This is a genomic window from Flavobacterium silvaticum, assembly GCF_012911565.1.
Classification (GTDB): Bacteria; Bacteroidota; Bacteroidia; order Flavobacteriales; family Flavobacteriaceae; genus Flavobacterium; species Flavobacterium silvaticum.
On sequence record NZ_JAAMPU010000096.1, the window covers coordinates 90,025 to 108,070 of the forward strand.

The following is an 18,046-nucleotide window of genomic DNA, read 5'->3' on the forward strand; positions in this document are numbered from 1 at the left end:
TGTCGCCCTACGTGAACGAAATGATCAAACAACAGATTGGAGCGACTCCGGTGCAGGCTTCGAACAAACAACGCGACCTGTATCTTGGTTTGCTGTTCGACGGAATCGGGATGCTTTCCTTTACAATCCCATTCATTGGTGAATTCGCCGATGTGGTCTGGGCGCCGGCATCAGCTTTCCTGATGGCCTGGATGTATAAAGGAAACCGAGGAAAAATAATGGGAGCTTTTTCGTTTCTCGAAGAACTGTTTCCGTTCACCGATTTCATCCCGAGTTTCACGCTCATGTGGTTATACACCTACCTGATCAAAAAACAAGACTCCCGCTAATCCCGGGAGTTTTTTTCTTTTGGGAGTAAAAATCCCAAGCCCATTCCTCTCAACATTTTTTTTTCAAAAGCCCAGAAGAATTTAAACTGGCCGAAAATAAAGCCGTAAGCGACAAGCAATACCTGGTAAAACGGAAGGATCAGGATAATATACAGCGGATAATAGACCCAACCTGAAGTTGTATCTTTAGTAATACCGAACAAAGCCAATATAGGTTTGGAAATATACGCGGCCGTTGAGCCTGTAACGGCAAACACGATGAGAATGACCAGCATTTGCCAGTTCGATGTAATATGCCAACGTTGCCTGAAATTCGCCATTTGATTCGGTTCCGCCCAAAAATACGAATTAAACTTCAGGGATTCGGTTGGAAACTGCCTAAACGCTGGCGATTTGTCTGTTGAAAATAAACGAGGTAGTTGAAAAGCAGGTAATTTACTTCATAACCGTAATTGATTCCGGGGCGGTAATCGATTTCCATCTGATACAAATCACGCGAATATTGAAACGAATTGCGTGCGCGGCGGTTCCATTCGTAAACCCATGACAGATTGCGGCTTTCCAGATATGATTGCCCATAAAAATTGCGGGGTTTTGCTGTTGATGCTAGCCACGAATTGAATCCCGGGTCTATGATAATGACTTCGTATTCGAGTGAGTCGTTCGCGATACGCACGGTATCGTTCTTTGACGCGGATTTGTCAGCAACAATAGACTTTGCCGAAGTGCATCCGATAATCGAAAGCATCAAAACAACAAGTATCAAAACCAAACTTCTCATACTTAAAAGTAACGAAAAAGAAGGTAAGGGCAACGTGTTTTCGCCTTATTTTATTTCACGGACGCCGCTCAGGAACAGCCATGACATAAATAATTTTTGTCCTTGCGCCGTTCGTACGCTCTGGAATTTTGGCGATAGGATGCTTGAAGCCACGGCGGCCGCAACCGCAGTCCAGATTTGTGAAAACCAGGAGAAACGCTGGATCAGGAAATAGGCGGGAAGATAGAAAACGGCAAACCCGATGAAGTTGTATAAGAGTGCTTTATGTTGAGGTTTCATGGTTTTTTGAATTAACGATTAACGATTAACAATTAATGATTAACAATTGCATGGAGATGCATTAGTTTTTGTTTATATCAAAAGGGTCAATTCTATTCGTACAGAAATTATTAATTGTTAATCGTTATTTGTTAATTTCCGACCCGTTCCTGGAATTTCGTCCGTTTGCTGCCTTCATACATCTCGTATTTGACGAAACGCGCTTCAAGGCCGCCATTGAATAATTTTATTTTACGCGAAGGTTTGAGGCCGACGAATTTCAAGGCTTCGAGATTTGCCGTAATGAACCAGGCGTGTGTATTCGGATAGGAATTTTTGAGCGTATCACCCACTTCGCGATAAAACCGTTCGAGCTGAATGTCAAGACGTTCGCCATAAGGCGGATTGAATACCATATGTAACGGGCCTTTGTTTTCTTTTTCGGTATCGAAGAAATTACGTTCGTAAATATCTATGTAATCGTCGAGGTTTGCATTCCGTATGTTGTCTTTGGCTTTGTCTACCGCCGACGGGGCTTTGTCGTACCCTTTGATTGTGTAATTGAACTCACGCACCTTTTTGAGCAGTGATGACGTGATGGTATCAAAAAGCTCATTATCCCAATCGTTCCATTTCTCGAATGCGAATTCCTTGCGGTTGATATTGGCGGGTATATTACACGCAATCATTGCGGCTTCGGCCAATATGGTTCCGCTGCCACACATCGGGTCTAAAAAATCGCTGCGGCCGTCCCAACCGGAAAGCAACAACATTCCCGCGGCCAGTACTTCATTGATGGGAGCGATGTTGGTAGCTGTCCGATATCCGCGATGGTGCAAAGAGGCGCCAGAAGTGTCTAGTGCCACCGAACAGTAATCATTTCCGATATGGACATTAATGCGCATATCCGGATGCAGTTTATCGATGCTAGGACGACGACCAGCCCGGTTTCGGAACTGATCCACGATAGCATCCTTACACTTTTGGGCGACGAATTCAGAATGTCGGAACTTTTCTGAATGGACGGTTGCATCAATTACAAAAGTCTGATCAGCTGAAAAATAATCTGCCCAATTTATAGCCGAAATGCCGCGATAGAGACTGTTCTCGTCAAACGCACGGAAATTATGGATCGGCTTTAAAATCTTGAGTGCCGACCGCAGCGCGATATTAGCCTTATACATAAAACCTTTGTCGCCTATAAAGCTCACCATACGTACACCTGGCTCAACTTTCTGTGCACCCAGTTGTTGTAGTTCACGCGCCAATATTTCCTCGAACCCGAAGAACGTCTTGGCTATCATCGTATAATTATTTTCCATCCGGTTATCGGGTATAGGCTGCAAAAATAGACTAAATTTGCGGCACCGAATTCCATCTGCACTTTAAAATGCCAAAATCTGACGTTCATCCGCATCCGCACGAAACCGACCCGAATTGGTTTGCTTCGTGGTTCAATACGCCTTATTACCACATTTTGTATAAAGATCGCGATTATGAGGAAGCCCAGTTGTTCATGGATAATATCACGGCTTACCTGAATTTGCCCGAAGATGCGAAAATCCTGGATCTGGCTTGTGGAAAAGGCCGTCATTCGGTGTATCTGAATACATTGGGTTACGATGTTACCGGTGCGGATCTTTCCAAAAACAGCATTGCGGAAGCTTCTAAATTGTCTAATGATAAGTTGCATTTCGAGGTACATGACATGCGTGAACCGTTCGAGCAGAAGTTCGATGCCATTTTCAATTTATTCACGAGTTTCGGATATTTTGAAAGTGACGATGATAATGCAGAGGCACTAAGGGCAATGCGCGACAGTCTTTCGGAATATGGTTTTGCTGTTATCGATTTCATGAATGTGACCAAAGTCTTGCAGAACCTGGTTCCGGAAGAAACCAAAACGGTCGAGGGTATCGATTTCCAGATCAGACGCTATTTCGAGGACGATCATATTTTCAAGGACATTTCATTTACCGATGGCGGCAAAGACTATTCTTTCACCGAGAAAGTCAAAGCCCTCACCCTTGAAGACTTTACGCAGATGATGGACGAAGCGGGGATTTTTCTGCTCGACGTCTTTGGCGATTACAAACTCCATAAGTTCCACCCGAAGGAAAGCGATCGATTGATCCTGATTTTCAAATGAATTACCTGTTACCCTTACTTTCCGTCCTTATCGGTTATGCTATAGCTTTGTTGCTCAAGCCATCGAACAAGGCAAACCTCAAATTACTGTTGGCGTTCAGCGGATCGTTCCTGTTGTCGCTAACGGTACTGCATTTATTGCCAGATGTATATGAGTCGACTGAAAACGACATGGACGGCAAACAGATCGGGTTGTGCATTATGTCCGGAATCTTGTTCCAGATTCTTCTCGAATTTTTTTCCAAAGGCGCCGAACACGGACACGTCCACGTTCATGGACCCATGGTTAAAATCCCGTGGTTGTTGTTCATCAGTCTTTGCATCCATGCACTTTTTGAAGGTTTTCCGGTCAGCCATCACCACGATCTTGCCTGGGGAATCGCAATCCATCATTTACCGATTGCCATCATCCTGACCGTATTTTTCCTCAACGCCCAACTCAAGCCGTTGACCGTATTCGGTTTTATGGTCGCTTTTGCGCTGATGACGCCACTTGGAACTTTGATTGCCGCGACTGTTCCGGCTGCCGCTGTATATAGTCGTCCTATAACAGCCATCGTAATAGGTATCTTGATTCATATTTCATCGACGATCATTTTTGAAAGCAGCGAAAATCATAAGTTTAATATTGCGAAAGTTTCGGTGATATTGGTTGGGATTGTGATTGCGGGGTTGTTGTGAGTTCGGGAAAGTCGGGAAAGTCGGGAAAGTCGGACTTAAGAGTCAAGATTGTTTTTAACTGATTAATTAATTGGTTAGGCTGAAAATAGTAGTGGGGAATGTGACTACTGTAAATTTAACAAAGGCGGTAGTTTTTCTGTATGCGGGTGAATTCAGGAACCGCTATATTGCGACGGGGAGGGGCCGGTGTTGTCCCTACGAAATTCCAAAAAAATCAGGGTACATTTTTTCTGTATTTAATGTTAAATTTTATGTTTTCTGAGTCGGGAGCCGGAAAATATATAACAGTCAGGAAAGACAGAAAAGTTCGTAAACTCCGAAAGGGCGCGAGAGTCAGGAAAGACGGAAAATATAAGAAAGATAATGGGCAGGAAATTTTGGAAATAGCTTAAATATCTGGCGAGTTGCAACTATTGGCAAAGACTGGGAGTCGTCTGAGGAAGTCTAAAGAATGAGTTTTCAGAAAATTGGCCAGTCTGAAATGACCGAAAACAGTTAGACTTAAATTTAAAAGGTGCTGCTATCTGAAAATCTGCCAATCCAAATTCCTGGAAGTCGGGCTTACTCCTGAATTAAATTAAAATATCAAACCAACAGTTATATGTCTTTTCATAAAACCACCGAAGAATCCTCGCGATATGAGTCGCTTGAAAATATGTCGGTTCCCCAATTACTCCAAAACATAAACGCCGAGGACAAAACGGTTCCATTGGCTGTTGAAAAAGCGCTGCCGCAGATTGAAAAACTTGTGACACAAGTGGTTGAAAAACTCCGAAATGGAGGACGGTTGTTCTATATCGGGGCCGGGACTTCGGGGCGTTTGGGAATCGTCGATGCCTCTGAATGCCCGCCTACATTCGGTGTTCCTTTCGATCTGGTCAACGGAATCATTGCCGGAGGTGATAAAGCGATCCGTCGCGCTGTTGAAAATGCCGAAGACGACAGGGAACAGGCCTGGATCGACCTTCAGGACAAGGATATCTCTGAGGGCGATGTTGTAATCGGTATAGCCGCATCAGGAACCACGCCTTATGTCATCGCTGGGTTGGAAGCCTGTAACGCAAAAGGAATTACAACCGGCGGCATCACGTGTAATGCAGGAAGTCCGTTGGCATTGACTGCAAAATTTCCAATCGAGGTTGTCGTAGGGCCCGAATTCGTAACCGGAAGTTCACGTATGAAAGCCGGTACAGCCCAGAAATTGGTTCTCAATATGATATCGACGGCAACTCTGATACAACTCGGTCGCGTTAAGGGAAATAAGATGGTCGATATGCAACTGACAAATGACAAACTGGTAGATCGGGGAGTAAGGATGATTATGGAACAAATTCCGGTGAATTATGAAGAAGCATCGGAAATGCTCGAAAAATTCGGTAGTGTCCGCAAGGCCGTAGATTCGTTCAACGCGAACAAATTTGAATTATGAGGCCATTTTTGAAGATTTTATTTTTGGTGTTGTTCGTAAAATCGGCTTTTGCTCAATCGGGTTGCAATCTGACGACATCATCAAACGGAAAAATCCCTGCCGTAACGCTTGAAGACATACAATGCATCGCGCGTGAATCGGGAAAAAAGAATACCATTTTCTATACGTTTGGGATATGGTGTGAACCTTGTATCCTTCATTTGCCTAATGCCGTAGGACTCTCGCGCAAGTACGATACGGAGTTTTATGTATTGCTTGTCGATCCTGAAATGAGCGAAAGAACCATAAAGGCTGTAGAAGAACTGCGAAAAGCATCTCCCGAAATAAAAATCGCCGTTCTTAAAGATTCGGTTTACGGAAGCAAACTCAAAAAACGAAACAGGAAATTTGTTGAAGATGTAACGCCCAAGAATCTTGAAGCCATAGACGATTATTCCAAATACATCGTGCTTGACAATACCGGAAAAGTGTTGCTGGTCACGAACTGGAAAGACAATCGCGACAACGACTGGCACGACGATTCCAAAATGACCGAAAAACTTATTGTTCCGCTAATAAAATAAATCATGGCAGACGAAAAACACGGAATGAACCGCGGAGGAAAGTTTTTGGCTTTTGCCTTGCCGTTGTATTTTATCGGGCCGTCCGTGATTTACAATGCTTTCCAAAACCAACAGACAGCTTGGCATTACCTTGTTCTCGTTATTGGGATTTTGTTTTGTGCGGGAGCGATTTACTTTACGTTTAGAGGTTTGAATCTGGTGGTTAAGGCTCAGTTTGACAGTGATGAAAAACGGACAAGGAGCGGGGAACGGTAATATTTTGTTCCGTGTTTAAATTTTCTTTTCCATTTTATAATTAACGAGCACGACATTCTCTCTTACATTATATTGTTCCTTTAGAGCGATAAAATCATGTTTTTCAAAAAAAGGTTTGGCAGTGATGCTTATATCGGAACTCAACAAATGTGAGCCATTTTCTTTGGCTTGCTGTTCAATTTTAAGTAACAGTTGTTTTGCAATTCCTTTTCCCTGAAAATCTTTATGGATATAGAAAAAGTCAATGTAGTTTGACTCTTTTAAGCTAGCGAAGCCTACAATCTGATTGTTTATTTCGGCCAGCAAGACAAATTGGGTAGCCATCATTTCCTGCCAACGCTCCGTCTTTTGTGACGAGGAAGACCAGACTTCAAGTTCCTCTTTGCTGTAATCATTGCTGCAAACCGAGCGAATCGTATCAACATACAATTGCTTCATTTCATCCAGGTCATTCTGGTTTGCTATCCTGAAATTCATTTTGAGTTTATTATTTATACAGAAGCTTTTTTGTAGTAGAGTAATATGGCTCCCGATTTGAATTTTTTCGTACCTACAAGTTCAAACTCCTTCCTGACTTCTACATTTTCAAATAACTGCCTGCCTTTTGCTGCAATCACGGGATGCATGCACAATTGATATTCGTCGATCAGGTTGAGTAACATGAGTTGGATGATAAGGCTCCGGCTGCCGATAAGAATGTTTCCATCTGGCAGGCGTTTAAGGTCTGACAGTGTTTCTTCGACAGATTTGTCAGATAATTCAGCGCTGTCCCAATCGATGCTTCTCAGTGTATTCGAAAAAACGATTTTCCGGATCTTACCTATTGCCGTTGCAAAATCATCCATCGCTTTTTCACCCGAAGGTGTTTTTACAAAAGGGCGCCAGTATTCCATCAACTGATAGGTCGTCTTCCCATATAAGATTACATCTGCCTGTTGTATCAGATTGGTATAATGGTCATGTACTTCCGCATCCGGATTTACAGCGATATGATCGAAGACACCATCAATAGTCATATTGATTCCGGCGATTACTTTCCTCATGATTTTATTGTTGGCTATATTACATTGGATGGAAATCCTGAGATGCCATAGCAATCAATCGTATTTCCGGATCCATTTTTCGATTTCATCAAGATTCTTCGCCTCGCTTTCCGGTTTGTCCATTCCCGCACTGTGTCCGGCACCTTCAATGGTAATCAGTTTATTTTCGACGTGATGCTTTTCCAAAACCTCTTTCATGAACATGGCATTGCTGTACAAAACCAACTCGTCTTTGGTTCCATGGATCAATAGTGTCGGAACTTTTTTTACGATGGAATAGGGGCTGATGTCGGTAAATTTCGTATCGGGTTTTCCATTCGCGTAGCGGCTTCCGGCAAGCATTTCAATAGTTTTCGATAAGCCAAGTTTTGCAATGAAATCGCGGCTTTCCTCCGTATTGAAACGTACAGGCCCACAAATGGAAGTTACTGATTTGGTTTCCGACGGATGAAGATACGCCTGCATCAAAGCCAAATGGGCACCGGCACTTATCCCGATGATGTGATAGGCGGAATTCCGGAAATTATATTCAGGTGACAATGATTTGACTTTTGCAATCGCATCGGATACATCTTTCTCCAAACCCTTATGATCCAGCGTCGGGCTTACGTAACGGTATTCGATATTGGCCACCACAATGCCACGGTCACGCAATTTCTTTGCGTGTGAATCGGTGTAATATCTGTCGCCCAAAGACCAGGCACCGCCGTGGATAAAAATGGCCACAGGAGTTTTGTCTGATACATTTGCAGGTAAGAATAAATCGAGTATTTGCTGAGGTTCATTACCATAGGCGATTTTCAATACATCTTTTTGTGAAAAACCGGTCAAAGGTAAAATCAAAAAAAGCAAGATCAGATTCCGAATCGACTTCATGATTTCTTATTAATCGTTACTTATTGATTATTTCAGGATTGATATCCACGCATCGGCGAATTGTTTTCCCAAATCCAGATATCCTTCGCTGTCGTAATGGAACATATCGGAATATTTATACCTGGACGTACTCCTGACAATAGCTGCATGCCCATCCATTCGGACGTATTTTTCCTCGGCATATTGGACGAGCTCTCCGTATTTCCAGACCTTACCTTCCGGATTGCTCATCGAATCTGAAATTTTCCCGATTACCACCGGCAAATCATCTGTGCGTAAAGCGGCGCGCATCAAATCCATGAGCCGTTTCAGGTGCTCGTAATATTTGGTCGCGATTTCTTCAGTAAAAGCCGAATCGCCTTCCCCTTGCATCCACAGGATTCCGGCCGGAACAAGTTCATCCGGTTTGCCGTCACCATTTACATCTTTTGAAGCGAATGCATGGTTCAGTGTCGCAAGGAAGAAATCATATTGATTCGGTTTTGCCCTATAATCCGGATCCCAGCAACCGAAATCACCTTTGGCCAGGCTGTCTATGGACGATCCGTTCCTTGCGTATTTAATGATGGCAATCTTATCGTTCGGATACTTTTCCTTCAATCGTTTTGCAAAGGCCAGTTCCAGCCCAAAACGGTCCGAAGGTGTATTGGTATTTCCATCTGACGTAAAACCTGTTCCATGACCGGGGCGCAATGCTTCCCATTTTCCCTTGGCCGCATCGGCAAATCCGTCGCCTCCGCGGTTTCCGTCAAAAATATAGACGTCTTTCATGTTGACTTTTAAATCTGAAGGCAAATCTTTATTGTAACCGAATCCTTCCATATTCGATTGGCCTCCGAGGAGAAATACACGGAATGTGTCGCCTTTTTGTGCATTGGTCGTAAGGTAAAATGAAAGCAGTGCAATTATGGAAAGGTGTTTTAGAAGTATCCGGCAGTTAATCATTTAAATACGGTTATAATCGGTTAATAATTTTTAGAGGAACGATAGCTTTCTAATCGATTTGGATTCCTATTTCCTCAAAGTTAAACTTTAACAATTGATACAGAAAAAATGTACTCCACATATTTTCGAATTTTGTAGGGTCAGCATTGGCCCCTCCCCAATGCAATATACATCTCCGCAACATTACTCGTTTACACAAAAACTGCCTATAATGTTAAAAAATCAGGTGCATCAAAATAATCTGATTCTGTAATTTGGTTCATAGGATAAGATGGTTCAGATTTAAAGTCAAACGTACAGGAAAAATCCTTCGTTGTTAGCCAAAATACCTGCGGGACGACACTTGTGAATTTATCACCGATATTTTTATTCGCCATGGGCAAAATAAAAAAAAACTACAGATTTTACTCCCAAAGGCTAAGCAAACTCGTTTCCGACTTTTAGATTATTAGCGTAGCTAACCTGAATATTTTAAAGCCATTACTGCAATAACTTCAAAGTAGTATTCAAGAGCATCAATAAAATTGCGAGTTCAACTTTTTGGCTAAGTACTGAATAGATTCGGCTACGTAGGATTATCCACATATCCCCAATTTTGTCCCATAAAAAACAACATCATGAAAATTGTATTGACCGGCTCTCTGGGCCATATTTCAAAACCGTTGACATCTATTCTCGTTTCACATGGGCACGATGTCACCGTTGTCAGCAGTAGTCTTGACAGAGCAACCGAAATCGAATCACTAGGAGCAACAGCTGCAATAGGATCATTAGAAGACAAAGAGTTTCTGGCTGAAACTTTTTCAGGAGCCGATTCCATCTACACCATGGTTCCGCCAAACGACTACACCAACCCCAATCTTGATTTGCTCGCGTATTACAAACGATTAGGGACAAACTATGCCTATGCGATTGCAAAATCGGGTGTCAAAAAAGTCGTCAACCTGAGTACGATTGGCGCACACCTCGAAAAAGGATCGGGTATTTTGCTGGGAGCGCATCATTTGGCGGGAATACTTGATGCGTTGCCATCCGATGTAATCATTACGCATCTGCGGCCGACATCATTTTATTATAATCTGTATGCGTATTTGGGTTCGATCCGACACGCCGGAATGATTGCCGTTAACCACGGTGCCGATCGCGTCATGAGTTGGGTTTCACCTGCGGATATTGCCGTTGCCGCGGCAGAAGAGCTTGAAAGTAAATCGGCCGAAAGAAAAATCAGGTATGTGGCCAGTGATGAACGCAGCGGGCACGACATTGCCAAAATCCTTGGCGAAGCGATTGGAAAACCAGAGTTGAAATGGGTATTGATTTCCAATGCGGAAATGGAGAAGAGCCTCATAGAAAAAGCTGGAATCCAACCTGCGATCGCGGCCGGACTGACAGAAATGTGGGCGAGTTACCAAAGCGGTTTGCTGTCTTCTGATTACGATGTCAACAAGCCGGAAGTTTTCGGCAGCGTGAAGTTTGAGGATTTTGCAAAGGAATTCGCATCGGTGTACCATCTGTCGAACTAAAATAGCTACCTTTCCTCATGCCTTCGTCAGCTCCAAAAGTACTCAGGACCATTACGGAATTCTGTCAGTTCCGAAATCTCGATAAACCACAACATCCGTTGGTGAGTGTCATTGATTTTGAAAAGATCAGTCACCTCAGGCCGGACGAACCCACGAGCATCGTCAATAATTTCTATTCGATCGCACTCAAAAGGAATTGCAATATCAAGATGAAATACGGCCAGCGCGAGTATGATTTTGACGAAGGCGTGATGTTCTTTATGGCGCCTGGTCAAGTGTATGCGCTCGAAGGTTCAGGCGCGATGACGCATATTGGATACAATTTGGTTTTCCATCCGGATTTTTTGTGGAATACGCCGCTCGGCAAAAAAATCAAGCAGTATGAATTTTTCCGGTATTCGGTTCACGAAGCGTTGTTTTTGTCCGATAAGGAAGAGCAGACGATTGTCGATATCATCCAAAAAATCGAAAGCGAATATTCGGGAAACATGGATCATTTCAGCCAGGATGTCATCATCGCCCAACTCGAATTATTGCTGACGTATGCTGAACGGTTTTACCACCGCCAGTTCCTGACCCGAAAAATGGAAAGCCACAAGACACTCGATAAGCTGGAAAAGGTTCTTGACGATTGGTTCGATTCCGGTGCGACTGACAAAAAAGGTTTGCCTACAGTCCAGTATGTCGCATCCAGGCTCAATGTTTCCCCGAATTACCTGAGTGGCATGCTCAAAGTCACCACAGGCCAAAGCACGCAGCAGCACATACACGACCGGCTCATCGAAAAAGCAAAGGAGAAATTAGCGGGTTCCGATTTATCGATAAGTGAAATCGCGTACGATTTGGGTTTCGAGCATCCGCAGTCGTTCAGCAAATTATTTAAGGTCAAGACGAATGTTTCGCCTTTGGAATTCAGGCAGTCGTTTAATTGAGTTAACAATTAACGATTAACAATTGCTTTCGGTTGACAGAAACATTCATTTTTTCTGGAGGCTGAGAGCAATTCTTTTTATATCATAGAGACTCACGCGAAATTTATAAATACATTAGCTATTGAAATAAATGGCAGTTCATCATTCCTTGAGGTAATTGTTAATTGTTAATCGTTAATTATTAATTACCATGGAAAAGACCAACACCAATTTCCTCGAAAGCGCCAAAAACCTGTTCCGGTATTACAAGCTGCTCGCCGATAAGGCCATGAAGCAACTGGAACCGGCGCAATTGTTTTTTTCAGAAGGCGAAGATTGCAACAGCATTGCCGTAATCGTCCAGCACATGAGCGGCAATATGCTGTCGCGCTGGACCGATTTTCTTACGACCGATGGTGAAAAACCGTGGCGTGACCGCGATTCCGAATTCGAGGAGAAGCTAAAAACACCGGAAGATCTTTTCGTTGCCTGGGAAAAAGGCTGGGATTGTCTTTTCGCGGCTTTGGATTCCGTTACCGATGAACAATTAGGAACAATGGTTTACATCCGTAATGAAGGCCACAGTATTCTGGAAGCCGTCAACCGTCAGCTTGCCCATTATTCCTATCATGCAGGCCAGATTGTGTTTTACGCCAAGCTTCTTAAACGTGGAAGCTGGGATAGCCTTTCTATTCCGAGAGCAGGCTCGAAAGTATATAATGACGATAAATTCTCGAAGGAACAATCTATACAAAATTTTACGAAAGAAGAAAGTAACCGGCTGGAAAATAAATAATCAGGATTCTTTTCTGATTTTAAAAAGTCTTCCGTACGTCAAACACCTCCAGATCCATTCCATCGGCCCGAAGCTGAAATAAGTCAGCCATAGCCGGCTATAGCAAATCTGGACAAGATACACGCCAACGGCAATCGATTCCACGTACACTAATCCGGTTTTTCCGCCAAAACCCAATCCGATTCCATAAAAAATGGAAATGGCGAAGACGGTTTGCATGAGGTAATTCGTTAACGCCATTCGTCCGGGCCATGAGAAGATGTTGAGGATTTTGTTTTCAGGATTACGGACAAAGATGAGAGCTATGGTTGCTGTATACGCAAGGCTCATCGGAACCACACTCAGGGCATAGCAAACCGTATGGAACAACAGATTATAGTTGTCACGTGTCAGCTCAAAGAATGCCATTCCGATTGAAAATGGAAACCCGATCAGGAATCCGTATTTACGAACTCTTTTGAACAGTGGTACGAAATGCTGCGGATGGCTGTGCATATTATTGCGGCCGGCGTATAATCCGAGCAGGAAAATCCCGAATACTTTAAAGGCCCTGTTGCTATCGATAAGACCCTGCCAACGCGCAAAGAATCCAACCTGATTGTTTTTAAGTATGCTGGCGTAATCGTTGTGTTTCACCAGATAATCGGCCATATCGCTTTCCTGGAAATGATACTTCTGCGCCGTTTCTATCAATAATTGCATCACCGGATCTGACAGCCTGACTTTTGAGATTTCTTCGGCAAAATCTATCACTATTGGCATCAGTATCAATACGAAGGCTAGTCTTAATAGTGTTTTATCTGATATATTCCGGAAAAATGGCAGCAGCATGGCGAGTAATCCGTAAAGCATTAAAATATCGCCGCTCCACAGCAAAAGTAAATGTGCTATTCCAATGAGTGTAAGGATGAATGCCCGACGGTAGAATCTTCCCATTCCCGTTGAGGTTTCACTTTTCCATTTCGAAAGCATGATGGAAAACCCGATTCCAAACAACAACGAGAACAAACTGTAGAATTTTCCGTCGACGAATATGAAGTGGAAATAATCAAGCGCATGATCAATCGGCGCAGTCGGTAGCGAATCAATCGTTTCATGGGTCTGGAAAACATAAAGTGAAAAGGCCGGATAATTGGCCCAGCAAATGCCGCCCAAGGCAATGCCGCGAAGTATGTCCGGCAACGCATGACGGATAGAAATGGCTGGTCCGGAGTTTAGTTGACTCATTCTTAATTGTTTATTGGTTTGGTTGACAGACGGAATGTACAAAATAAACCGAATTGTCGTGGTTGCACTTTTTTATTTTATAAACCTGTCGATTGTCTTTGTATTCCCGGTTTTCCCGATGTATTTTTGCCTCATGCGAAGTATAGTCTTACTTGTTGTTTCTTTCCTCATGGTTTCCTGCCTTGAACAGCCGGAACGCGACTGTAAATCTTTCCATGATGGTTGGTTCCGGTTTGAGATGAAGGTAGATGGCGTCAAACAAACAACAGTTTTTGAAAGACGCGGAAACATCGAAATCGATCATTACAATGGAAAATCAGATACGGCCACGATACGCTGGGTCAGCGACTGCGAATATGTCATCACCAAACTGCACCCAAAGAACCGCGCGGAATCAAAGGCAATCGCCATGAAAATCTTGACCACAACCAAAAATTCATATACCTTTGAATTTGGCGAGGTCGGAAATCCGCAAACTGTCAAAGGAACCGTCACCCGTTTACCACAAAAACCTTTTTAATGGAAGTTTTCCTCAATGCGAACGCCTGGATCGCGTTATTGACCCTTACTTTTCTGGAGATCGTTCTCGGTATCGACAACATCATCTTCATCTCTATAACCACGGGCAAATTGCCAAAGGAAAATCGCAAAAGAGCCACTAAAATCGGGATGTTCCTGGCTATGTTCATGCGTATCGCCATGTTGTTGGGCATAACGGTCCTCATCAAGATGAAAGATGCCTGGGTCACGATAGAATGGGGCTGGGTCGAGATGCATATTTCCGGACAGAGCCTGATTCTGTTCCTTGGCGGACTTTTCCTTTTGTACAAGAGTACGACCGAAATCCGCGAGAAAGTAGAAGATCACGGCGAAGAGGAACGCGAACTTAAAAAAGGTGCCTCGAGTTCATTCGCGAGCGTCATTTTCCAGATCATACTTATCGATATCGTCTTTTCATTCGACAGTATCCTTACGGCTGTAGGAATGACAAACGGCGTACAAGGCGCCATTTACATCATGATTACGGCTGTAGTCATATCGGTTTTCATCATGATGCAGTTTGCCGTACAGGTTGGGAATTTCGTCAACAAACACCCATCGATACAGATATTAGCGTTGTCGTTTTTGGTACTGATCGGATTTATGCTGATTACCGAATCGGCTCACCTGGCACACGCTTCCTTCTTTGGAAATACCGTAGATGCGGTGCCTAAAGGCTATCTGTATTTTGCCATTGCGTTCTCATTGCTGGTTGAAGTCCTGAACATGAAGATGAAGAAGAACAAACGCAAGCACAATGACGACGACAAACAGGCCGATGGTAAAGACGACACCAAAAAAACGCTGGAATAGATGTGGCGAGCCTGGTCGGTCGTGTTCACCCTTTTCCTGATTACCAGGCCGTTGTTCCCGTTGGTGGATTATGCTGTCAACTACAATTATATCTCGACCGTACTTTGCGAGAACAAAGCCAAACCGGAACTCAAATGTAACGGAAAGTGCCATTTGATGAAGGAGCTTGCCAATGCTGCAGATGCTGAAAAATCTTCGTCTGAACCAGCCAAAAAAATCCCATCGCTGACAGAATTGTTCTGTGATATTTCGACAGTTTCCATCGGCTATCACCCTTTATTTACTGAATCGGCACCACATCGGTTTGCCTATTCCAATTCGTATCTTTTTTCAGCTTCAGATACCGTTTTCCATCCGCCCGCCGTATAGTGAATCTTTGAGGTAAGCCGAAAGGCATTTCTTTATTTCCGGTCAATCCGGACAAATTCACTATATATCTAAATCATGAAAAACTTTTTATACAGGCTTGTCGTAGTGGCAGGTTTCTTTGCCGCGGCTTCGTGTTCGTCAGACAACGATTCGGTTCCGGCCATATCGGGCAACGGCTCGCTCATACTTGAATTCGACAATGTCTACGGAGCCGATGACCTCGCACTAGGTCAAATCCAGTCGGCGAATTCCGAAGGCGAATCGCTGAACATTTCCCAACTTAAATATATCGTCAGCAATATTGTGCTGACAAAATCCGATGGGACAACCTACGTGTACCCAAAATCCGACAGTTATTTTATCGTGGATGAAACAGATGAAGAAACGTCTGAATTACTGCTTACGGATGTTCCGGCCGGTGATTACGTTTCGGTTTCGTTCGGAATCGGTATAGATGAGCAGCAATATGCGCTCGGGCTTGACGTGTTGCCGGAATTCGCACTGCTTGCCCAAAACGAAGGTTTACTCGGCGATTGGGCCGACGGTTTTACGCAATTTTATATGTCTGGGAATTTCAGTTCCGCTACCATTGCACAAACACCTTTTGATGTGAGCGTGGGAAGCAACCAGTCCGAATTCAATTATGTTTCCGTCAACCTCACCTTGCCGCAACAGGCGCTTGTACGCACCACGATTACGCCGGAGGTACATATTTTTGCCGATGCTTCCAAAGTGCTCGACGGCATCAATGCGTTGCCGCTTGAAAGTCATGTTTCGGGTGATTCGGCCAATGTATCTGATGAAACGTCCATCCTGCAGATTTCGACCAATATCGAAAGCATGTTCCAGGTAAACCACGTGCACAATGATTAGGTTTTTAGGGCTGATACTGTTATGTATCGGCCCAAACCTTTTTGGCATGGAAACGGACAGCATTACAAAACCAGGCCGTTTCCATTTCCAGTCGATGGCATTGGGTAAGTGTGATGCGTGCGGCTGCTCGGCAAGTGGCGGCAGCATGGGGTTCGGGTCTTTTTTGACGAGCCGTTTCGTCGGGGTCAGATACATCTATCAGCAATATTCGAGTTCAGACGGATTGTATGCCAATTCGCCCTGGTACAAGGAATCTTATAATTCCATACAGGTGTGGGGACGGATTCCGGTTTTTAAAAATGCCCAGATTTCGGTTCTGGCTCCGTATCATTTCAACAGCCGCGATACCGAAACCGGAAGCCATTCAATACAGGGAATCGGAGACATCACTGTTTTGGGATTGTACAAAGTGGTACAGACCAAGACCGACACCACGTTCTTTGCACATACCGTACAACTTGGCGCAGGTGTCAAAGCACCGACCGGAACCTATGACGCGCTCAACAACGGCAGTATAAATCCGGGGTTTCAGCTTGGTACGGGAAGTTGGGATTATCTGTTCCTGATCGAGCATACCGTCAAACGAAAGAAATTCGGTTTGGGATCTATGGTCAATTACGTGGTCAAGACGGTCAACGATAAAGGCTATCGGTTCGGGAACCAGTTCAATTATGCCTCGACCTTATTCTGGCTGCATGAACAAAACGACTTTTCATTTTCACCTCAATTGGGTTTGGCCGGAGAAGTGTCGGCTTCGAATTACCAATATGGGCAGGAAGTTGAAAAAACCAAGGGAAACATTCTTTTTGGCCGCATAGGTTTTGAAACGGCGTTGAAGAAATTTTCACTCGGAATGAATGCGTTGTTGCCGTTGAGCCAGGATCTGACGGGTGGGAGAGTGGATGCGAAGTTCAGGTTGGGGGTTAATTTGAATTATAGCTTGTAGGATTAATTAACAATTAATAATTCCAATCAGGCTCAGGCTTTATGTGAAGGAATTTTCAAAGTGTTACGCGATTTGCTGTTACTTAAAATCGCGTAACACTTTTTTGCGTAACAAGTCGGTAGAAAGCGTCTATGGATTTTTTGTTTTGGGAGATATGGCTTTGGATTGGGAGCAACATGAAATCGTGCCGTCATGTCAGTGGCGGATAAGAGTTATAAAAAGAGAATTGTTGCTACTACTAGTATGAGTCCAGGTTAGCGGTCAGCATCATACATATTTTCTATTACTCTTTCCAGCCTGTCGAAGTTTTCTTCGTTTTTGGGTTCTGCAAATCTTCTGATTTTTTCACATTCTTCGAAAGTTTTGAAAATCATACGGAAGGATACTTTCGTTTTGGTTTCGTCCAGTTCTTCAAATTCGATTTTCATATCGAATAAAGGCTGTGAAATTCTTTTCCAGCTTACCCGCTTATTTGGTATGACCTCTTTGAATACAGCTGCATTTTCATAATTTCCCTTTTCGGGCCCATGCATGGTAAGTTTCCAATTGCCTCCTGGTTTTAGATCAAACTCATGAATGGTATTGGTGAAACCTTCCGGACCCCACCAATTTTTCAAATGATCTGGATTTTCAAAGGCTTTGTAAACCATTTCCACGGGAGCATTTAAAATTCTCGAGCTAAAAATTTCACGATCATTCATTGAAATTATATTGAATTCGATTGATTGCCTGACGGTTAA

General features: G+C 43.6%; 24 protein-coding genes. 14 read left to right on the plus strand and 10 right to left on the minus strand.

Annotated elements, in window-relative coordinates:
- The first annotated feature begins 20 nt into the window (after window positions 1-20).
- Window positions 21-329 carry a hypothetical protein gene (locus G6047_RS02170; protein WP_169525878.1) on the plus strand — a complete coding sequence of 103 codons (309 nt, stop codon included), beginning with the start codon at window positions 21-23 and terminating at the stop codon, window positions 327-329.
- On the opposite strand, the gene G6047_RS02175 is transcribed toward G6047_RS02170, so the two are convergent.
- The 4 genes from G6047_RS02175 to G6047_RS02190 form a co-directional block, all read right to left on the minus strand.
- Window positions 326-649, minus strand: a complete 324-nt coding sequence (locus G6047_RS02175) for a DUF6787 family protein (protein ID WP_169525827.1) — start codon at window positions 647-649, stop codon at window positions 326-328. The genes G6047_RS02170 and G6047_RS02175 overlap by 4 nt on opposite strands.
- A 35-nt stretch (window positions 650-684) precedes the next feature.
- On the minus strand, window positions 685-1,110 hold the full coding sequence (locus G6047_RS02180) for a DUF6146 family protein (protein ID WP_169525828.1): 426 nt from the start codon (window positions 1,108-1,110) through the stop codon (window positions 685-687).
- 45 nt (window positions 1,111-1,155) lie between these two features.
- Window positions 1,156-1,389 carry a hypothetical protein gene (locus G6047_RS02185; RefSeq protein ID WP_169525829.1) on the minus strand — a complete coding sequence of 78 codons (234 nt, stop codon included), beginning with the start codon at window positions 1,387-1,389 and terminating at the stop codon, window positions 1,156-1,158.
- Between the two features lie 131 nt (window positions 1,390-1,520).
- A complete protein-coding gene (locus tag G6047_RS02190; RefSeq protein WP_169525830.1) occupies window positions 1,521-2,672 on the minus strand; it encodes a THUMP domain-containing class I SAM-dependent RNA methyltransferase in 1,152 nt (383 codons plus the stop codon).
- 86 nt (window positions 2,673-2,758) lie between these two features.
- Between G6047_RS02190 and G6047_RS02195 the strand changes: the two genes are divergently transcribed.
- From G6047_RS02195 to G6047_RS02215, 5 genes are all read left to right on the plus strand, one after another.
- Window positions 2,759-3,517 (plus strand): class I SAM-dependent methyltransferase, encoded by a 759-nt coding sequence (locus G6047_RS02195; protein WP_169525831.1) that lies wholly within the window; start codon window positions 2,759-2,761, stop codon window positions 3,515-3,517.
- Window positions 3,514-4,197 (plus strand): ZIP family metal transporter, encoded by a 684-nt coding sequence (locus G6047_RS02200; RefSeq protein WP_169525832.1) that lies wholly within the window; start codon window positions 3,514-3,516, stop codon window positions 4,195-4,197. The genes G6047_RS02195 and G6047_RS02200 overlap by 4 nt, the downstream gene beginning before the upstream one ends.
- A gap of 601 nt (window positions 4,198-4,798) precedes the next feature.
- Window positions 4,799-5,626, plus strand: a complete 828-nt coding sequence (murQ, locus tag G6047_RS02205) for an N-acetylmuramic acid 6-phosphate etherase (RefSeq protein ID WP_169525833.1) — start codon at window positions 4,799-4,801, stop codon at window positions 5,624-5,626.
- Window positions 5,623-6,189 (plus strand): hypothetical protein, encoded by a 567-nt coding sequence (locus G6047_RS02210; RefSeq protein WP_169525834.1) that lies wholly within the window; start codon window positions 5,623-5,625, stop codon window positions 6,187-6,189. The genes murQ and G6047_RS02210 overlap by 4 nt, the downstream gene beginning before the upstream one ends.
- Before the next feature lie 3 nt (window positions 6,190-6,192).
- The gene (locus G6047_RS02215) at window positions 6,193-6,444 is read left to right on the plus strand and encodes a DUF6095 family protein (protein ID WP_169525835.1); all 252 of its coding nucleotides are present in this window, start codon (window positions 6,193-6,195) and stop codon (window positions 6,442-6,444) included.
- Between the two features lie 15 nt (window positions 6,445-6,459).
- Here the strand turns inward: G6047_RS02215 and G6047_RS02220 are convergent, their stop codons facing one another.
- From G6047_RS02220 to G6047_RS02235, 4 genes are read right to left on the minus strand one after another with little or no spacing between them, the layout of a single operon-like run.
- Complete coding sequence (locus G6047_RS02220) at window positions 6,460-6,882, minus strand: GNAT family N-acetyltransferase (RefSeq protein ID WP_169525836.1); 423 nt, start codon at window positions 6,880-6,882, stop codon at window positions 6,460-6,462.
- A gap of 53 nt (window positions 6,883-6,935) precedes the next feature.
- Window positions 6,936-7,487, minus strand: coding sequence for a dihydrofolate reductase family protein (locus G6047_RS02225; protein WP_169525837.1), 552 nt, complete (start codon window positions 7,485-7,487; stop codon window positions 6,936-6,938).
- 54 nt (window positions 7,488-7,541) lie between these two features.
- On the minus strand, window positions 7,542-8,363 hold the full coding sequence (locus G6047_RS02230; protein WP_169525838.1) for an alpha/beta hydrolase: 822 nt from the start codon (window positions 8,361-8,363) through the stop codon (window positions 7,542-7,544).
- A 27-nt stretch (window positions 8,364-8,390) separates the two neighbouring features.
- On the minus strand, window positions 8,391-9,308 hold the full coding sequence (locus G6047_RS02235) for a sialate O-acetylesterase (RefSeq protein ID WP_169525839.1): 918 nt from the start codon (window positions 9,306-9,308) through the stop codon (window positions 8,391-8,393).
- 617 nt (window positions 9,309-9,925) lie between these two features.
- Between G6047_RS02235 and G6047_RS02240 the strand changes: the two genes are divergently transcribed.
- The 3 genes from G6047_RS02240 to G6047_RS02250 all read left to right on the plus strand — a co-directional run bounded on the left by G6047_RS02240 (window position 9,926) and on the right by G6047_RS02250 (window position 12,538).
- Window positions 9,926-10,831 carry an NmrA family NAD(P)-binding protein gene (locus G6047_RS02240; protein ID WP_169525840.1) on the plus strand — a complete coding sequence of 302 codons (906 nt, stop codon included), beginning with the start codon at window positions 9,926-9,928 and terminating at the stop codon, window positions 10,829-10,831.
- A gap of 17 nt (window positions 10,832-10,848) precedes the next feature.
- Window positions 10,849-11,763 carry a helix-turn-helix domain-containing protein gene (locus tag G6047_RS02245; RefSeq protein ID WP_169525841.1) on the plus strand — a complete coding sequence of 305 codons (915 nt, stop codon included), beginning with the start codon at window positions 10,849-10,851 and terminating at the stop codon, window positions 11,761-11,763.
- A gap of 190 nt (window positions 11,764-11,953) precedes the next feature.
- A complete protein-coding gene (locus tag G6047_RS02250) occupies window positions 11,954-12,538 on the plus strand; it encodes a DUF1572 family protein (protein ID WP_169525842.1) in 585 nt (194 codons plus the stop codon).
- Here G6047_RS02250 and G6047_RS02255 read toward each other — a convergent pair whose 3' ends face one another.
- Entirely contained in the window at window positions 12,539-13,765 is a 1,227-nt protein-coding gene (locus G6047_RS02255; protein WP_169525843.1) for a DUF418 domain-containing protein, read from the minus strand. It abuts the gene before it with no gap.
- 133 nt (window positions 13,766-13,898) lie between these two features.
- On the opposite strand from G6047_RS02255, the gene G6047_RS02260 reads away from it, so the two are divergent.
- The 5 genes from G6047_RS02260 (at window position 13,899) to G6047_RS02280 (ending at window position 17,306) form a co-directional block, all read left to right on the plus strand.
- On the plus strand, window positions 13,899-14,285 hold the full coding sequence (locus G6047_RS02260) for a DNA topoisomerase IV (RefSeq protein WP_169525844.1): 387 nt from the start codon (window positions 13,899-13,901) through the stop codon (window positions 14,283-14,285).
- Entirely contained in the window at window positions 14,285-15,118 is an 834-nt protein-coding gene (locus G6047_RS02265; protein ID WP_169525845.1) for a TerC family protein, read from the plus strand. The genes G6047_RS02260 and G6047_RS02265 overlap by 1 nt, the downstream gene beginning before the upstream one ends.
- The gene (locus tag G6047_RS02270) at window positions 15,119-15,487 is read left to right on the plus strand and encodes a hypothetical protein (RefSeq protein ID WP_169525846.1); all 369 of its coding nucleotides are present in this window, start codon (window positions 15,119-15,121) and stop codon (window positions 15,485-15,487) included.
- A gap of 75 nt (window positions 15,488-15,562) precedes the next feature.
- A complete protein-coding gene (locus G6047_RS02275; protein WP_169525847.1) occupies window positions 15,563-16,360 on the plus strand; it encodes an MbnP family protein in 798 nt (265 codons plus the stop codon).
- Window positions 16,361-16,406: 46 nt separating this feature from the next.
- Entirely contained in the window at window positions 16,407-17,306 is a 900-nt protein-coding gene (locus tag G6047_RS02280; RefSeq protein ID WP_235946478.1) for a transporter, read from the plus strand.
- A 254-nt stretch (window positions 17,307-17,560) separates the two neighbouring features.
- Here G6047_RS02280 and G6047_RS02285 read toward each other — a convergent pair whose 3' ends face one another.
- Window positions 17,561-18,007, minus strand: coding sequence for an SRPBCC family protein (locus G6047_RS02285; protein ID WP_211165362.1), 447 nt, complete (start codon window positions 18,005-18,007; stop codon window positions 17,561-17,563).
- Window positions 18,008-18,046 lie beyond the last annotated feature (39 nt).

Coding starts and splice junctions, on each gene's coding strand:
- G6047_RS02170 (WP_169525878.1), top strand. CDS start 21: ATGATCAAACAACAGATTGGAGCGACTCCGGTGCAGGCTTCGAACAAA.
- G6047_RS02175 (WP_169525827.1), bottom strand. CDS start 649: ATGGCGAATTTCAGGCAACGTTGGCATATTACATCGAACTGGCAAATG.
- G6047_RS02180 (WP_169525828.1), bottom strand. CDS start 1,110: ATGAGAAGTTTGGTTTTGATACTTGTTGTTTTGATGCTTTCGATTATC.
- G6047_RS02185 (WP_169525829.1), bottom strand. CDS start 1,389: ATGAAACCTCAACATAAAGCACTCTTATACAACTTCATCGGGTTTGCC.
- G6047_RS02190 (WP_169525830.1), bottom strand. CDS start 2,672: ATGATAGCCAAGACGTTCTTCGGGTTCGAGGAAATATTGGCGCGTGAA.
- G6047_RS02195 (WP_169525831.1), top strand. CDS start 2,759: ATGCCAAAATCTGACGTTCATCCGCATCCGCACGAAACCGACCCGAAT.
- G6047_RS02200 (WP_169525832.1), top strand. CDS start 3,514: ATGAATTACCTGTTACCCTTACTTTCCGTCCTTATCGGTTATGCTATA.
- murQ (WP_169525833.1), top strand. CDS start 4,799: ATGTCTTTTCATAAAACCACCGAAGAATCCTCGCGATATGAGTCGCTT.
- G6047_RS02210 (WP_169525834.1), top strand. CDS start 5,623: ATGAGGCCATTTTTGAAGATTTTATTTTTGGTGTTGTTCGTAAAATCG.
- G6047_RS02215 (WP_169525835.1), top strand. CDS start 6,193: ATGGCAGACGAAAAACACGGAATGAACCGCGGAGGAAAGTTTTTGGCT.
- G6047_RS02220 (WP_169525836.1), bottom strand. CDS start 6,882: ATGAAGCAATTGTATGTTGATACGATTCGCTCGGTTTGCAGCAATGAT.
- G6047_RS02225 (WP_169525837.1), bottom strand. CDS start 7,487: ATGAGGAAAGTAATCGCCGGAATCAATATGACTATTGATGGTGTCTTC.
- G6047_RS02230 (WP_169525838.1), bottom strand. CDS start 8,363: ATGAAGTCGATTCGGAATCTGATCTTGCTTTTTTTGATTTTACCTTTG.
- G6047_RS02235 (WP_169525839.1), bottom strand. CDS start 9,308: ATGATTAACTGCCGGATACTTCTAAAACACCTTTCCATAATTGCACTG.
- G6047_RS02240 (WP_169525840.1), top strand. CDS start 9,926: ATGAAAATTGTATTGACCGGCTCTCTGGGCCATATTTCAAAACCGTTG.
- G6047_RS02245 (WP_169525841.1), top strand. CDS start 10,849: ATGCCTTCGTCAGCTCCAAAAGTACTCAGGACCATTACGGAATTCTGT.
- G6047_RS02250 (WP_169525842.1), top strand. CDS start 11,954: ATGGAAAAGACCAACACCAATTTCCTCGAAAGCGCCAAAAACCTGTTC.
- G6047_RS02255 (WP_169525843.1), bottom strand. CDS start 13,765: ATGAGTCAACTAAACTCCGGACCAGCCATTTCTATCCGTCATGCGTTG.
- G6047_RS02260 (WP_169525844.1), top strand. CDS start 13,899: ATGCGAAGTATAGTCTTACTTGTTGTTTCTTTCCTCATGGTTTCCTGC.
- G6047_RS02265 (WP_169525845.1), top strand. CDS start 14,285: ATGGAAGTTTTCCTCAATGCGAACGCCTGGATCGCGTTATTGACCCTT.
- G6047_RS02270 (WP_169525846.1), top strand. CDS start 15,119: ATGTGGCGAGCCTGGTCGGTCGTGTTCACCCTTTTCCTGATTACCAGG.
- G6047_RS02275 (WP_169525847.1), top strand. CDS start 15,563: ATGAAAAACTTTTTATACAGGCTTGTCGTAGTGGCAGGTTTCTTTGCC.
- G6047_RS02280 (WP_235946478.1), top strand. CDS start 16,407: ATGGAAACGGACAGCATTACAAAACCAGGCCGTTTCCATTTCCAGTCG.
- G6047_RS02285 (WP_211165362.1), bottom strand. CDS start 18,007: ATGAATGATCGTGAAATTTTTAGCTCGAGAATTTTAAATGCTCCCGTG.